The sequence below is a fragment of the Parasphingopyxis sp. genome, assembly GCF_028279465.1.
In the GTDB taxonomy this organism is placed as follows: domain Bacteria; phylum Pseudomonadota; class Alphaproteobacteria; order Sphingomonadales; family Sphingomonadaceae; genus Parasphingopyxis.
On record NZ_JANQNS010000015.1, the window covers coordinates 778953 to 795524 of the forward strand.

Sequence of the window (16572 nt, forward strand, 5' to 3'; positions counted from 1 at the left end):
AAATGCGCACCTAAACGGCTTCCGCCGCCGCCTCGCTTTTCGCGACTTCGCCCGCGATATGGCGGAAGGCCTTTTCGAAGACTTCCGGCGGCTGGCCGCCATTGATTACATATTCGCCATTGACGATGATCGTCGGGACCGACTGGATGCCGCGCCCGCGCTGATGGGATTGGGACTGGCGGACATGGCCCGCATAGTCCTTCCCGGCCAGTATCTCGCGCGCCTGCACGCCATCGAGCCCGACGGACTCCGCGATTTCCGCCAGCGTCTCATGATCGCCCATATTCTTGCCGTCGGTAAAATAGGCCGTGAACAACGCATGTTTAAGCGCGCGCTGCTTACCCTCCTCCATCGCCCATTCGAGCAACCGGTGCGCATCGAACGTATTATAGATGCGAAAACCCTCGCCCGCGTTCATCGTGAACCCGGCTTCTTCAGCACGTGCCTGGATCTCGCCACCGCGCCGCTTCGCCTCGTCCGGCGATATCCGGTATTTGGTCGCGAAATAATCGGCTCGGTCCATGCCTTCAGGCGGCATGTCCGGATTGAGTTCGAACGGCTCGAACCGGATATAGGGCTCTATCTCTTCGCCGATCGCGGCCAGCGCCGTCTCCATGTTGCGCAGCCCTACGACGCACCAAGGACAAGAGATATCGGAAACGAAATCGATCTTGAGTTGCGTTGCCATGACGGACTCCTGAGAATGGATCGGACGCGCTCGGGGACTCGCGGAGGAACATCCATATCATAGTTGGAGTTGACCTCCCAACGCGCTGTCCCTAAGTGAGCCGCCCCGCAAGCACGCTTGCCATGGCCCCTTCGTCTAGCGGTTAGGACGCGGCCCTCTCACGGCTGAAACACGGGTTCGAGTCCCGTAGGGGTCACCAGCTTTTTCTCCCTCCTTCAGACTGTCGAAACGGGCAGAGCGTCGAACCCGTGTCCTTTTTCTCGACGGATGGGCGGGCCCATCCTTCAGGGTTCGAGTCCCGTAGGACTCACCAAATATTTAGAGCTCCTCTGCCCCTGACCGGGCGAACTGGCGCGACTAGAAAACTACGTCTGCTCTAGGGCTTTGAACGGCGGCCCACCGCGCATCAATTACGATGTCAGATCGAAGCACCCTTAGAGCGTCGTGCAGTACACTAAGATATCGACAGATCTGTTGCGTCTAAACAAATGTCTCTTGGAAACTTATGGCCGCCTCGCCTGCGTCGAAAGCCATATCCAGCGCGAAGTCAGGACCCGATTCCGCACCCTGATCTTCAAACGCCTGCTTGCCCACACTCCCAAAATCTTGAATATCGTCGTCCGCGAGTACGGGCATATCAAAATCTGTCGGAGCGCGGCCTATTGGGCGCTCATAACTCAAGATCATAGCCGATCGATCAACGCTGAACGTTATCTCGTTCGCGCTATCTTCGCTAAGCTCCCGAAGGTAAATCGCGTCCGCACCCTCAGAAGAATTTGCGATTCCTGCCACAGGAGCGATCTCTGTCATTTCCGCGCTATCCAAAGCGGGCGCCTCAGGCAACACTGTAGCAGTCATGACGCTATCGTTGCCTTCAAACGATACTATTTGCAGAGATTGCGGTGTCTCCGCCGGCCAGAAAAGATCGTCATAGCCATCAAGATATATGAGGCCGGAGTCAGTCTGGCGAACGACAAACATGTCATCCGCTGAAGTCGCAGATTGATCAAACGAAGGCAGAGACATCATCGCCGCGGACTGTCCGCTTTGCCCCGACACGATCAGCTCGATATCCGCCTTGGAATAAGAGGCTTCGCCGGCTTCCGAGAAGCTGATCTCTTCGATCGACCAATCGCCACTTCCGGTCCAGAATTGCCACAGGACTTCTATCTCGCTGGCGTCAGGCAGTGTGATGATGAGGCTGTCGCCGCTCTGCGAGAAAGTAAGATCGTTTCGGAAGATACCGGAGCCCATCTGGATCACGTCGTAACCGGCGCTTTCCGACTCCTCGATCACATCTTCTCCGTCGCCAAGATTGAACAGATATGTATCGGCGCCATCGCCACCCTCCATCCGGTCATTCCCGGCTTCACCGGCAAGCGTATCGTCGCCAACATCGCCTTGCAGCAAATCATCACCGGCGGCTGCGTAGATAATATTGTTCTCCTCGCCGCCGACCAGCGTATCAGCCCCTGCTGTCGGTTTGAGGGTCGCTTGTTCAATATCGAATTTCGACATCGCGGTTTCGCCCGCTTCGGCAAACGTTATCTGGTCAATCGCCCAGTCACCGCTTCCGATCCAGATTTGCCACATCAGCGTGATTTTATCGCCATTCGGCAGAGCAATATCGACATCGTCGCCATTACGCGTAATGTCCAAATCAGACTTGAGAATCCCGGCACCGAAATGAAGCGTGTCGAAATCGACATCCGCAGTTTCCTCGATCACATCCTGACCGTCGCCGGTATTGAATATGTAGGTATCTGCCCCGACCCCACCTTCCAACTGGTCGTTTCCAAGGCCACCCGTGAGCTGATCGTCACCGCCCAAAGCCATAATCGTATCATTTCCGGCCAGCCCGTTGAGCGTATCATTTCCTTCCGTGCCATCGATTTGATCGTCACCCGTGGTGGCATATGGGACGGCCATATTTTGCAGGTCGGACGGTGTCCAAATCGTACCGTCGTCGAAAACGACCTGTTCGATTTGGTCATGTTTCGAACCATCGAGTGTGTTCCAGATCGTAATTGCATCGTTCGATCCGGCAAAGGTTAGGATCACCGCATCGCTGCCGGACGGACCATGCATTACTGTCGTCACTGTTGGGTCATAACCGTGGATCAGAAGGCGATCTGTGTCATGATTTCCGTTGTCGTCAATCAACATACTTCCGTCGCCGGCATTGAAGACGTACGTGTCAGAACCATCTGAGCCGTGGAGCGTATCATCACCCAAACCGCCCGTGATCGTATCGTTGCCGTTACCGCCTGTGACCGTATCGTCGCCAGCACCGCCGATGATTATATCATCGCCATTGCCTGCGGTAATTGTGTCGTTACCGGCACCACCGTCGATCAGATCGACAGCGTGAGAACCTTTGATCGTATCATCGCCTGACGTCTGCTGGCCGAGTACGTAGGCGGCTGCCAGCTGCGTCTCATCCCACACCGTGCCGTCGGCAAAGCGCACCTCTTCGATGCCCGCATCACTCCACCACTGGTTCTCGAGCTTGATCGAACCTGCCGTTCCGTTGAAGCTGATCAGCACATCATCGAAATCACTCATCGAGGCGAAAAGCAGATCTCCCGGCGCGATCCCAGCGCCCAGTTCCAGCACATTGTCTCTACTGCCGCGATAGTCGTAGACGATGTCGTCGCCATCGCCGAGATTGTAGATATAGGTATCTGAATCACGGGCGCCTTCCAGCTGATCATCACCAAGGCCGCCGGTGATTACGTCATCGCCATAGCCGGTATAAATAGTATCATTGCCGGCACCGCCATCGACGATATCGGCAGCGTTAGACGCTTTGATCGTATCATCGCCTGAGGTCTGCTGGCCGAGCACATATTCGGCGGCAAGAGTGGCTTCGTCCCAGATGGTGCCGTCGTCGAACCGTACCTCTTCGATGCCCGCATCGCCCCACCACTGGTTCTCGAGCTTGATCGAACCTGCCGTTCCGTTGAAGCTGATCAGCACATCGTCGAAATCGCTCATCGAGGCGAAAAGCAGATCTCCCGGCGCAATGCCTTCGCCGAAGACAAGCGCGTTGGTGCGCGTACCGTAATAGTCGTGAACAACGTCATCGCCGTCGCCGAGATAGTAAAAATATGTGTCTGCACCTTTGCCGCCATTAAGCTGATCGTCACCCGGGCCGCCGGTGATTATGTCATCGCCGTCTTTCGCATTGACGGTATCGTTACCGCCATGAGCGTTGATGATCTCGTCCAGGGCGGTGCCCGTAAGTGTCTCGCCGGCGGCCGTTCCCTCGATCGATGGCAATAGGCTCAGGAGATGATCGTCATTCCAGATCGTGCCATCGGCGAATTCGACGGTTTCAATTTTCCAGCTGCGATGGCCGGTAAGCTGACCGGTCAACGTGACGGAACCCGTGCCTCCCGAGATTTCGAGGATCATGTCCGTCGGTGTCGTGGTAGAGCGCGTTACGGTTATGTCCGATGGGGCGATACCTGCCCCGAAAATCAGTTCGTCGTTACCATTGCTCCAATAATACCGGTAGTCAGAGATGACGTCATGGCCATCGCCTGAGTTATAGATATAGGTATCGTTGTCCTCGCCGCCCTCGAGCAAGTCGTCGCCTGTACCGCCCTCGAGGATATCGGCACCACTATGACCAATAAGATTGTCGTTTCCAGCGCCGCCGATCAGCAGATCATCGAATGTTGTTCCGGAAATTAAATCATCGCCGGCGGTAGTTTCGGCTGCCGTCATCATGACCGCCAAGTCTGTCGAGTCCCAAATCGTGCCGTCAGCGAACTCGACATAATCCAACGTCCATTCGCGACCGCCGAATATCTGATTTTTCAGGGTTACCGAGCTCTCACCCCCGTTGACGGACAGTAGCATGTCTTCGGCACCTGGCTCGGGACGGGAAACTACGACATCGGATGGATCGATACCGGCACCGAACAGCAATGTGTCGCCGCTGCTCCCCCAATAATAGGCAAAGTCGGCAATGGTGTCGTGGCCATCGCCAATATTGTGAACGAAAACGTCGCCGCCGCGCCCACCGTCCAAAATGTCGTTGCCTAAGCCTCCCTCCAGCGTATCGCTCGTGTAGAAACCGAGAAGATTGTCATCGCCATCTGTCGATTGCAGCAATGCGATTTGTATATCGGTCTTCGTCTTCGCAGTGCCATCTGCAAAGGTGAAGTTTTCGACATCCCACCATGTCGTCGTGCTCGTGTTATTAATCGTCGACCATTCTTTCGGTATGATGATCTTGTCCTGGGTGCCGGCGATGGAAATCTGCAGCTCGTTGCCGTCGCGCGCGAATATCAAATCCTCCCAGGCGATATTCTCGCCGAACTGGACCGTGTCGTTCTCCGAATAGTTGGCGTTATCGACATCCTCATAGATGGTGTCGACGCCGTCACCGATGTTGAAGACATAGGTATCGGCGCCGTCCTCTCCCCACAGCTCGTCATCGCCGTAACCGCCTTCGATAATGTCCGCCGTTCCATAACCGACAATCACATCGTCGCCTGCAGTTCCCTTCATGAACATCTGACGAAGGTCGGTATCCGTAAGGGTCGTTTCGGTGGCTTCAGCGAATGTGATCTGATCGACAGATTTATCGGTCGTGCCGAAAGAGAATTGAGAGACTAGAGTCACTCTATCGCCGCCAGAATGCGTGATGACGAGATCTGTTCCCGACCGTTCGAAAGTAAGGTCGTCGAAGAAGATGCCAGTGCCAAAATGCAGCGTATCGAAATGCGGATTCAGAACGTAGCTCTCGCCCTCGATGATAACATCGTCGCCGTCTCCGAGATTGAAAAGATAGGTATCCGATCCATCGGCACCCACGAGCGTATCGTTGCCGGGCCCTCCGTGAAGCGTATCGTTGAATATCGAGCCCTTCAGATAATCGTCGCCAGCGCCTCCGGTTGTGAGCACGTCCACAATGTCCTGATAGCTCATGCTGTCGACGACGGCGCTTGAGGAATCGAGAAACTCGATCGTTTCGATCGCGCGCCACACTTCCCAATTATGTTGCGTGAATTGCCCCTCAACCGTTATCGACCCGCCTACACCGCCATCGATGAGTATCACCAGATCATTGTCTTCGCGTTGGAAACTAAGATCCGAACGCGTTACGGTATCATCGAATACGATTTTGTCATTGCCTCCCGCGTCGTTATGGACCGGCTCGCGGATGACGTCATTGCCGTCGCCATAGCTGAATTCGTAGGTGTCACTGGCCTTGCCAGCGTCGAGTATGTCGTCGCCTGGGCCGCCATTCAGAACCTCAGACCCCGCCGTTCCAACAAGATGGTCATCGCCGGGCGTGCTCTGAAGCAGGATTGTCAAGACATCCGATTTCGTGAGCTCCGATCCGTCCTCGAAGCGGAAAACCTCGATGTCACGCCAAGTGAACCAGTTGTTATATGACCACTGTCCCGCAATGGTCAGGCTATCTCCAGTAGCGACGCCAGAACCGTCGAGAAGGTTTATAATCAGATCATTGCTGTTGCGTGCGAAATCGAGATTCGCCAACGCAATCCCCGCGCCGAATTCAACTGCATCATAGTCGCCATAGAGGACATTGCTTACGCTTTCCTCTATCCGATCATTACCGGCGCCAAAGCCGAATTCGTAGACATCTCCGCTATTGCCGCCTCTCACAATGTCATCGCCGGCGCTCGCGCCAAACCGATCGGAAAGCGCAAAGCCCTCGGCTACATCGTTGCCGCTTGTCGTGTTCTCCGCAATTACACGTTGGTTCAATTCATCCGCGGTCAGTGTAGTGCGGCCGCCACTACCGTCATCATACTCAAGTTGCTCGATCCGACTTTTGCCAAAGGCTCCGAAAACGCCGGTCTGTATGAACGAATTCTGCGATTGGAGAGTAATGGTGGATGCGATGTCGTGGGGATCATTCGGGTCATCGATAGTAATGATCAAATCGGTCCCCGATGCAGAAAAGCTCAGGAAATCCTCAGTGATGCCAGTTCCCAAGGATACAGTATCGGGCGTACTGTCGACTGAGACAAAGCCGACCCCGAGCAAACTGTTGCTGTTGTCGTGGATGATGTCGTTGCCATCGCCGAACTCGTAGACATAACGGTCGCCAGTTCCGCGACCCGACATGTAATCGTCGCCCTTCCCGCCGGTCAGCGTATCGGCGGTCAGATCCCCCCACAGACTGTCATCGCCATCCGTGCCGGTCGTAACGTCTACCAAAATGTCCTGCCAGCTTAGGCGAGTGCCGTCGGCGAACTCGAACCATTCGACGCGATCCATCCATTGCGCACCGAGCACGCCGGTTTGGAAGCTCGAAAACTGATTCAAGACGGTTAGGGTCTCGCCCGTGGACTCCAATGTAATGGTAAGGTGCGGATCGACAGAAAGCCGCGAAAAAACAACGTCCGCCGGATCAATATCAGGTGCGAACACGACTGTGTCGGCGCCATGCTCTAGCGATAATCCACCCAAACCAACGTCGACATCGATATAGCTGGATTGTTCGTCAATACTGTCATTGCCGAAACCGGAACCCCAGAAATATGTGTCGGCACCATCGCGCCCGATCATCAGATCATCGCCCGCGCTGGCATAGAATAGATCGTCATCGCCAAAGCCAGTCGTAACGTCATTTCCGTCCGTTGTTTCGGCTTCGATGATCTTTTGCTGAATATCCTTTGACGAGTAGCTGTCGCCATAATGGCGGAAAGCGAAGAGCTCGATCCGGCTATTGGGTGACCAGATATGATTATAGCCCAACGATCCATACGAGAACTGGCCATCGACCAGGATGGAATCGCCCGATGAACCGATAGTGATCAGCAAGTCGCTCGAATTGCCCGGCGCCCGTGAAAAAGTAATGTCGTCCGGTGCAATGCCATCGCCGAATATCAGCATGTCGGCAGCGCTGAGCAGTGGATTGCTTTGATTGTCGATAATCGTATCGCTGCCGTCTCCAGCGTCGAAAACGTAGAGATCGCCGTCGTCCCCGCCCTTCAAAGTGTCGTTGCCAGCGCGTCCCTGGAAGACATCCGTATGCATGGTGCCTTCCATGACATCGTTGCCAGCGGTACCCTCGCCGACCGCGATGGCGATATCCGGCAGCTCCATGAGACCGCCATCGGCGAACTGGATTTCTTCGATACCGCGATTGTCGCTCAGCACGACGTCTGCGGCGAGCGGTACGACATCGGCAAACTGCCCCAGCACCGTCACGGTATCGCCGGTTGCCGTAACCGTGATGACAAGATCATCGCCTATGCGCTCGGCTGAGACCCCGTCCTTGTTGACATCGATGAAGCGAATGCGATCGCCGCTGACGCCGCCTTCCACATCGTCGATAATCACATCGCCGAAACCGCTCTTGAGCAAATACACATCCTGCCCGCTTCCGCCGTCAACGGTGTCGCCATCGCCGATGTCGGAGAAAATCGTGCCTCCGCCATTCTGCGTCAGCGTTTCAGCCGCAGCGGTGCCGATCGTCAGATTATCGATGCCCAGAGCCGGCGCGAGTTCCGCCAATGTGAGTGGCGAGCCGCTATCGATAATCGCCGTTTCGAGCTGCGCTGCGGCGAAATCATCACGGACCAGATTATTATCGAATCGCCGCGCACCATCATGCAGGGCACGCAAGAGCTCGCCCCATTCATCCCACTCAGCCAGAGCTGTCGCCGGCGTGCTCGAAAGTCCGCTCAGGATGGCGGAATAAGTGTCCGCGAGGCCGCCGGCACCATCGATCAGGATGAGATCGCGGCCTTCGTCATAATTGAGGCCGGAAAATTGCGAGAGACCGCTCGCCTGCACCACGAGACTGAGCGTCAAACTCTCCAGCGTATCGGCCCAGAGCGTTTCAAGCTCATCAACATTATCGGTTAGCACATCGCCGGTCTGCGGATCGCGCGGCGCGATCTCCTGACCCGCGAATTCTTCGAGAAAGGCGAGCTTGCGCGCATCGAAGCCGCCGCTGCCGATCGGGTCGGCGGTTACGCCGTCAACATCCGCCCATGCATAGAGGATCGCCTCCGCATCCGCCTTGAGGACCGAAAGATCGGTCGTCGTCAGCGCATCGAACGCCTGTACCTGTGCGAGCAGCCCGGCATCTTCGCTCATCGCGATACGCAGGTCGGCGACGGTTCCGAACCCGCGCAATTCGGGTAGCGCCGCGGCGGCTGACGAAACCGTCGTCGCGCCCAGATACTCGGTCGAGACCTGACTGATATCGAGCACGACATCGCCCGCATTGATCGTAGTGCCGTCGGTCAGTGTCACCGCGCCCTCGGCGGTAATCAGATTGCCGCCGATCTCGCCTGTCTCAGGTGTCGAGGTTGTCAGCGAAATCGAGGCGATATTGAGCGCGGCCAGCGAAAACAATTCGCCCGCATCGGTCTCACCATCGCCATCGAGATCGCGCCAGACCTGCAGCTGCGAGAACACCGCATCGTTCGCGTCGATCACGCCGTCCGCGTTGCCGTCATGCGTCGCAAGCTCGGCAAACCCCGTCTGCGTCTCGTCCCCGAAAAACTCCGTGGAGTCGTCAACGATGCCGTTGGAATTGGCGTCGAGCACGAGGAAGCCATCATCGGGCCGCACCCAGCCCGACTGCTCGGCAAAACCATCCCCGTCGAACTCGAAATAGACGGCAGAGTTGGCAAGCGTCGTCAGCTCATACCCATCGCCGTCGAGATCGAGGACGATGGGGTCCCAACCCTGGAATCCAACGCCGAAGCCGGCTTTCAAAGCGAGGTTGATGAACTGAAGTAGGTCCTGCTTGTTTGAATCTTCTTCTGCGCTTGCTCTGCCGCCTCTCGAAGCCTCGAAGGCCACAACTCCAGCGCTCGCTGCACCGCTGTCCAGATCGAGACTGTAATTCTCAATCTTCGCAACACCGCCCAAACCGTAACCAATATTGATACCGAGACTGCCATCTTCGTAGCTTTTGAAGCTGGCGAATTTCATTGTTACGCTATCAACGAAGAACGCAGCAGCACTTAATATGCTTGAACCGATAACCGGAAAGGCGGTCATCAATGTGGAAAAGGGCGCCCAATAGGCCGTGTTGCCTTCCATCCACCATTGCTTGGTGCCACCGACTATCGGAATGCCCGCCATGAAGATCTGATCATCGGATGAGCCGTCCGTAACGATGGCATTAGAGCCAATATGGAAGAAGTCCTTACCGCTACCGCCGGCCATTAACGTCGCAAAACCACCAGCCACTAGAACGTCGTCGCCAGCACCACCGTCCAACTGATTGACATCAAAGATACTAAAGAAGTCGTCGCCTTCGCCGGCAAATAGCCAGTCGTCACCCTCGCCACCTTTCAGATGATCCCAGCCACCACCGCCATTAAGGACGTCGTTGCCAGCGCCTCCTTCTATGTAATCGGCACCACCGTGACCCAGCAGAATATCGTCGCCGCCTTCGCCGTAAATATAGTCAGCGCTGGCTGTTCCTCCATAATTATTTGAAGAACTTCCTCCAATAATTAGAGATTTTCCAATAACACCTTCGTCTAAAAGATCAATATTACCCGAATCAAAACCAAATCCGGTTATATTATTGTAATACGGCCCCCTGTCTATTATAGCATTTTCGATTTCTTCGCCATTTGTATAATCTCTACCGGGCGTTAATACGTTCAAATTTTTTTCATAAGCTTGATAAGTTGCTTGTTCCGGGATACCAAGCTCGGCATACCAAGTATTAACATTGTTTATGTTTGCTCCGGCCAAGTCAGAAAAAGAGTCGTAGTCCGCATTGGTCGTAATTGCATGCCCAATCTCGTGCGCTAGGCCAGAGCGGAAATCATCACGAACTGCTTGTCCAGTTTTCGATATGTAGTAATTATCGGAAAAGTAATCTATGTCTATGAATATGTTTCCCGAGTTTAGCTGGTGTACTTCAGCAGTATCCTGGGCAAAAGTGATTGTAATATTTGATGTAGGATTGTTATTTAACCAACTATTTAAAGCTGCTTCGAGAAGTGTAGAGTTTTCGTATAAATATCTAAACTCGATATGAACATCGTTTGGATTAGAGAAACCAATGACATTGATCCTGTGTATTATACTGTCATAAGACATTTCTCATCTCTCTTCTGATAAATCGAATATGGACATTCTCACCTTGCTATCGTGAGATTCTGGAGTAGCCCGCAGATCGGCTATCATGATGTCGCCTGATGCTTGGTCATGCCAGATTTCTCGGCATTCGAGAGGCCAGTCTTCAGTCTCAACGCATATCTGATCGTCTGCGATTGTCCACAAACCCGTGAATTGCAGCAGCATACGCGACTGATACGATGCGTGCCATCTGCCGTCCTGATAGAATGCTTCTCCGAAGCGCCGAGACCCTGTGTTCTCATGCCCAAAAGTGGAAATTCTTCGTCCAGAGAGCAATGCTTCGATTTCGGGTCCATCGATGATTTCGAAGTCGGCAGTAAATTGATCACCTATTATCTCGTTATCAGTGCTCTCGATCGGAAATCCTTCAGCGGACTCGTTATTTTCAGGCATGCCTGATTCTAAAACATCTGGCGCATCGGCTGGCACGTTTGATCCGCCGCACGACGTTGCTGCTAATGCCAAGACGGCGACGGCGCCCGAGAGCAAGTGTGTCCGATTCGCGGAGAACATAAGGTCAATAATAGACCTTCCCCTATGCTGGTGACTCCACCGACTTTTCATTGATGCGCGCTCAAAAGTGCCGGGGATTTTCACGTCCAAGTTCATGCCGCCCGCCGCATGAACGTCGGCCCTAAGTCGTTTGCCGAAGAACTGGTTGTGAGATCGATCGACACGATGCCGAGTCCGGCGAGCGTGAACGGTTCCCCCGCATTGGTCTCGCCATCGCCGCTCGACTCCTGCGTTGCTAGTTCGGCAAAGCATGCTTGCGTCTCGTCCCCGAAAAACTTTACGGAGCCTCCGACGATACTGATCATTGCAATTCTTATGCGCCAACTAGTCCGACCACGGATGCAGCACGGCATTGATGGCGATACAATCGGTTGGTTTGCGATCCCGATGAAGCGCCTGCGCTTCATTTTTGCACAACCGGGAAAATGCGCTCAAGAATCGCCCTGCTCCCTAATCAGCGCCCCCGCCGACTCGATATACGCTGCGCCTGTTTCATCAGTAAGACAATAGGTTAGATAAGCCGATATGGTGCATTCTCTGGAAAAGAACCGCACTTCGGATCGTTTCCAGAGCAGATGTCCGAGTTTGGGACCGAACATATCTGTCAACGCTCACTCGGTTATTTTTACCTTACCGAGACCAGCAGTCCGCATTCGTTGACCGGGAAATCGCCCAGAGACTGGTGCGCGCAATACCGGTTGATTCACCAACATCTCACTTGTGGTCATTTCGCGATCGTGATGCTGCGCTTGACCCGTCACCGGCCTCTGCATAGGCCGGTCGCAGGAGGCCATGTCCGATGACATTCAAAGCCATCAAGGTCGTGATCATTACCGAGAAGGTCATCTTCGATGGCGTCGCGCAGATCATCGAGGAGGCCGGTGGCACGGGTTACACGGTGGTCGCAGCTGGCGGCAAAGGCGCGCGGGGCGTGCGCCCCACAAACCGCGCATCGATTGTCGACGCGTTCCGCAATGTGAAGGTCGAAGTGATCGTCTCCGATCATGACATCGCCGAACAAATCATCGATACCGTCGCGGCGCGCTATTTCGACGATTATTCGGGCATCACCTATCTCGAAGAGGTCGAGATCCTCCGCCCGCATAAATTCCACCATTAGGCTGGAAAATCGCTAGCCCATCCCGGTGCCGAACACGATCTGGGCGAGCGCAAGATACAGCGGAATGCCGATCGCGATCGCGACCGGTGTGCCGATACTGGTCGACGAACCGATGTAAGCGGACGGGTTTGCCGAGGGGATCGCGGCACGCAGCGTCGGCGGACCGGAAATATCCGAACTCGACCCGGCCATCACGGCGAGCAGCACGATGCCGCCCGGGCTGAACCCCGTCGCCAGATGCAGCAGATAGCCGAGCCCGAATGCAATCAGGCCATGCGCCAACGGGGAGACAACGGCATAGACGGCGTACCAATGCGCGACTTTGCGAATTTCATTGAGCCGCTGATAGGCCTCGATCCCCATGATCAGCATCAGGATCGAGAGCAGCCCGCGGAACAGCGGATCATAGAAACCCTCGAACACCTGTTCGGGACGCGTCAGCAGGCCCAGCGCAAGGCCGAGGATCAGCGCCGATAGCGCCGATCCACGGAGACTGTCGGCGATGATCGCGCCGATCTTCGGCTTCTCGCTCGTCTTGCCGTCGCGCTTGGCGAAATAGAGATTGGCCAGCACGATCGCGAGCACCAGCGCCGGGATATCCATGAACGGATAGAGCGCGGGCACCCAGGCCTCGTAAAAGATATCGTCTTCCTCGAGCAGGACCATCGCTGCGGCGAGCGTCGAGGCGCTGACTGCGCCGAACAGGCCGGCCGTGGCGATCGCGTCTTCCGTCTTCACGCCGGGTAGAAAGGCGAGCGTGAAGCGGCCGATCAGCACGATCGCGCAACCGATAAAGACGGTGGCGACGGCCGGCAGCAGCATATCGGCGAAATTGGCGTCGCGGATTTCGAGCCCGCCCTCGATACCGATCCGCATGAGCAGCATGAACACGGCGAATTTGTAGATCGCGTCGGGAATATCGAGCTTACTGCGAAAAGCCGCGAGCAGCATGCCGCCGATCAGAAAAGCCAGGGCCGGAGACTGGAACTGCGTGACGAGACGCGTCAGGAAATCGACCAGGAGTTCCATTTTATCTTTCTTATCACCCCGTTGCCCTGCATGATCAGTCTATCGACGCGGCCATCAAGGGCGTCAAGCTTTGGCGATATCGCGCGTGGACATGCGCCGCTTCGCGCGCCGGAATCGACGAAACGCACCGCACCATCGCTTTTCTGATTAACTCTGACAGAGCCTAGTCATTGGCCCATCACATTGGGTTCCTATATGTTGACGGTAACAACCATAAACAGGAGTTGAGGACATGGACGCGAAAACAGGCGAAATGAGCGGCGGTTGCCCGATGGGCTTTGACGGCGGCGTACGTTCGCTGCTCGGTCGCCAGAATCAGGATTGGTGGCCGGACAAGCTTCCGCTCGGCATTTTGACGCAGAACGGCAAGTCGCCGAGCCCCGAAGACGAAGATTTCGATTATGCAGAAGCGTTCAAGTCGCTCGACTATGACGCGCTGAAGGCGGATTTGACGGCGCTGATGACCGACAGCCAGCCTTGGTGGCCGGCCGATTACGGGCATTATGGCCCCTTCTTCATCCGCATGACCTGGCATGCCGCGGGCACCTACCGCGTGTCGGACGGCCGTGGCGGCGGCGGCGAGGGCCAGCAGCGTTTTGCCCCGCTCAACAGCTGGCCGGATAATGGCAATCTCGACAAGGCGCGCCGCCTGCTTTGGCCGATCAAGAAGAAGTACGGCAACGCGATCAGCTGGTCCGATCTACTTTTGCTCACCGGCAATGTCGCGATCGAATCGATGGGCGGGCCGACCTTCGGTTTCGCCGGCGGACGCCCCGACACATGGGAACCGCAGCGCGATATTTACTGGGGCACCGAAGAGCTCTGGGTGAACCAGGGCTCGCCGACCAGGATTGTTCCCGATGAAGGCAAGGCGCTCGAAACGCCGCTGGCCGCGATCCAGATGGGTCTCATCTATGTGAACCCGGAAGGCCCGGGCGGAGAACCCGATATCATGGGTTCGGCGCGCGACATTCGCGAAACCTTCGGCCGGATGGCGATGAATGACGAGGAAACCGTCGCGCTGACCGCCGGCGGCCATACTTTCGGCAAGGCGCATGGCGCGGGCGATGCTGCGCTGGTCGGCGCCGATCCCGAGGCGAATGCCGGGCAGGACATCGCCGCTCAGGGCTTTGGCTGGCACAACCGCCACGGCTCGGGCATGGGTGCGGACGCGATCACCAGCGGCATCGAAGGCCCCTGGACGAACACGCCGGATCAGTGGTCGGAGAATTATTTCCGCCTGCTGCTCGATTATGAATATGAGCTCGTCAAATCGCCGGCCGGGGCCAATCAGTGGCAACCGATCGACCAGAAGGAAGAGGATATGGCGCCCGACGCGCACGATCCGTCCAAGAAGGTCCCGACGATGATGACGACGGCCGATATGGCGATGAAGACCGATCCGGAATATCTGAAGATATCGCAGCGGTTCCGCGAGGATCACGAAGCGTTCAAGGACGCCTTCGCCCGCGCCTGGTTCAAGCTGCTGCATCGCGACCTCGGTCCGAAGTCGCGCTATCTCGGCCCGGAGGCGCCGGACGAGGATTTGATCTGGCAGGACAATGTGCCCGCCGGTACGACACCCTCCGACAGCGATGTCGATGCGTTCAAGAGCGCGATCCTCGACAGCGGACTAAGCGTGAGCCAGCTCGTCAAGGCGGCCTGGGCCTCGGCCTCGACCTTCCGCGCGTCCGACTATCGCGGCGGCGCCAATGGCGCGCGCGTCCGGCTCGCGCCCCAGAAGGACTGGCCGGTCAACGATCCGGACGAGCTGTCTGGTACGCTCGCCAAGATCGACGAGCTGCGCGGCAATCTCTCGATGGCCGACGCCATCGTGCTGGCCGGCAGCGCGGCGGTCGAAAAGGCGGCGAAGGATGCCGGTCACGATGTCGCGGTGCCGTTTACCGGCGGCCGCGGCGATGCGACCGACGAGCAGACCGATGCGGACAGCTTCCAGTATCTGGAGCCCAAGGCCGACGCCTTCCGCAACTATCTCTCGGCCAAGCATTCGGTGCCGACCGAGGAGCTCATGCTCGACCGCGCGTCGCTGCTCGACCTGACGGTCGCCGAGATGACGGCGCTGATCGGCGGCCTGCGGGTGCTCGGCGCCAATGCGGGCAACAGCGCGCATGGCGTGTTCACCGACCGGGTCGGCCAGCTGACCAACGACTTCTTCGTCAACCTGCTCGACATGGGCACGGCCTGGGAAGTCGCCGAGGGCACTGACGACGAGGAATTCGTCGGCAACGACCGCGCCAGCGGCGAACAGAAATGGACGGCGAGCCGCGTCGACCTCGCCTTCGGGTCGAACTCGCAGCTCCGGGCTCTCTCCGAAGTCTATGCGCAGGACGATTCGAAAGAGAAGTTCGTCGCCGACTTCATCGCCGCCTGGACCAAGGTGATGAACGCGGACCGGTACGACCTCGCCTAGGCGAAACTGTCCGCATTGCATCTACGATCCCCGCCGCGCCAATCCGGTGCGGCGGGGATTATTTTTCGACGGCTTGAAGCGAAAGCGACCTTACCAGTCAGAAAACCCTAGGCGAGTTCTTCAGCGAAACTGCCATCCACGAGCACGAAGGCGACGCGGCATGGCTGATCGGTGTGGTTCGACCAGCCATGGTTGGTGCCGCGCTGAATGACAATGTCGCCGGCTTTCACCACGCGTTCGCCGATATCGAGAATCAGCGTGATCTCGCCTGACAGAATAATGCCGTAATCGATCGTTTCGGTGCGGTGCATGAAGGCGTGACGGCTGTCATCGCCGCTATGGGTCGAAGCGTCTTCGGCGCCCATCTCGGCAAAGGCGGCGCGGGCCTCTTCGGGCGAAATGTCGGTGCCGCGCACGGCGTCGGGCGGGAAATCGACCACCCGGATACGCGTGCCATTGGCTGGCGGTGCGAGTTGGATGCCAGCCTCTTCAGGTTCGCCGGACGCCGCATCGATGGGCGCAGGCGTGGCGCGCGTATTCCAGATTTCGTGGAACACAGCGCCATCGTCTCCGCCGACCGCGACAACGCGATCTGGCGCGCCATCGCTCTGGAAAATCGCGTTCCCGTCTTCGTCATGACCGGTCACGATCCGGCGCATCGGGGGGAGGTCCATGGGCGTGTCC

8 protein-coding genes and 1 tRNA gene are annotated in these 16572 nt (G+C 56.8%); 3 read left to right on the forward strand and 6 right to left on the reverse strand.

All coding sequences use genetic code 11. The features are described from left to right. Positions 1–10: 10 nt before the first annotated feature. Positions 11–688, reverse strand: a complete 678-nt coding sequence (locus tag Q0974_RS13255) for a DsbA family oxidoreductase (protein WP_299328395.1) — start codon at positions 686–688, stop codon at positions 11–13. 124 nt (positions 689–812) lie between these two features. Here Q0974_RS13255 and Q0974_RS13260 point away from each other — a divergent pair. Further along, positions 813–887 (forward strand) — tRNA-Glu (locus tag Q0974_RS13260). A 281-nt stretch (positions 888–1168) separates the two neighbouring features. Here the strand turns inward: Q0974_RS13260 and Q0974_RS13265 are convergent. From Q0974_RS13265 to Q0974_RS13275, 3 genes are read right to left on the reverse strand one after another with little or no spacing between them, the layout of a single operon-like run. Then, complete coding sequence (locus Q0974_RS13265) at positions 1169–10756, reverse strand: calcium-binding protein (protein WP_299328397.1); 9588 nt, start codon at positions 10754–10756, stop codon at positions 1169–1171. A 3-nt stretch (positions 10757–10759) separates the two neighbouring features. Continuing rightward, entirely contained in the window at positions 10760–11404 is a 645-nt protein-coding gene (locus Q0974_RS13270) for a hypothetical protein (protein ID WP_299328400.1), read from the reverse strand. Continuing rightward, positions 11401–11613: a hypothetical protein gene (locus tag Q0974_RS13275; protein WP_299328403.1), complete on the reverse strand. Its 213-nt coding sequence runs from the start codon at positions 11611–11613 to the stop codon at positions 11401–11403. The genes Q0974_RS13270 and Q0974_RS13275 overlap by 4 nt, the downstream gene beginning before the upstream one ends. Positions 11614–12107: 494 nt before the next feature. Here Q0974_RS13275 and Q0974_RS13280 point away from each other — a divergent pair, with 494 nt between their 5' ends. Continuing rightward, on the forward strand, positions 12108–12428 hold the full coding sequence (locus tag Q0974_RS13280) for a P-II family nitrogen regulator (protein WP_299328405.1): 321 nt from the start codon (positions 12108–12110) through the stop codon (positions 12426–12428). Positions 12429–12440: 12 nt separating this feature from the next. Here Q0974_RS13280 and Q0974_RS13285 read toward each other — a convergent pair whose 3' ends face one another. Further along, positions 12441–13457 (reverse strand): sodium-dependent bicarbonate transport family permease, encoded by a 1017-nt coding sequence (locus tag Q0974_RS13285; protein WP_299328408.1) that lies wholly within the window; start codon positions 13455–13457, stop codon positions 12441–12443. Positions 13458–13689: 232 nt separating this feature from the next. On the opposite strand from Q0974_RS13285, the gene katG reads away from it, so the two are divergent. Then, positions 13690–15888, forward strand: a complete 2199-nt coding sequence (katG, locus tag Q0974_RS13290) for a catalase/peroxidase HPI (protein ID WP_299328410.1) — start codon at positions 13690–13692, stop codon at positions 15886–15888. 107 nt (positions 15889–15995) lie between these two features. Here the strand turns inward: katG and Q0974_RS13295 are convergent, their stop codons facing one another. Further along, positions 15996–16562, reverse strand: coding sequence for a cupin domain-containing protein (locus Q0974_RS13295; RefSeq protein ID WP_299328413.1), 567 nt, complete (start codon positions 16560–16562; stop codon positions 15996–15998). Positions 16563–16572: the final 10 nt, after the last annotated feature.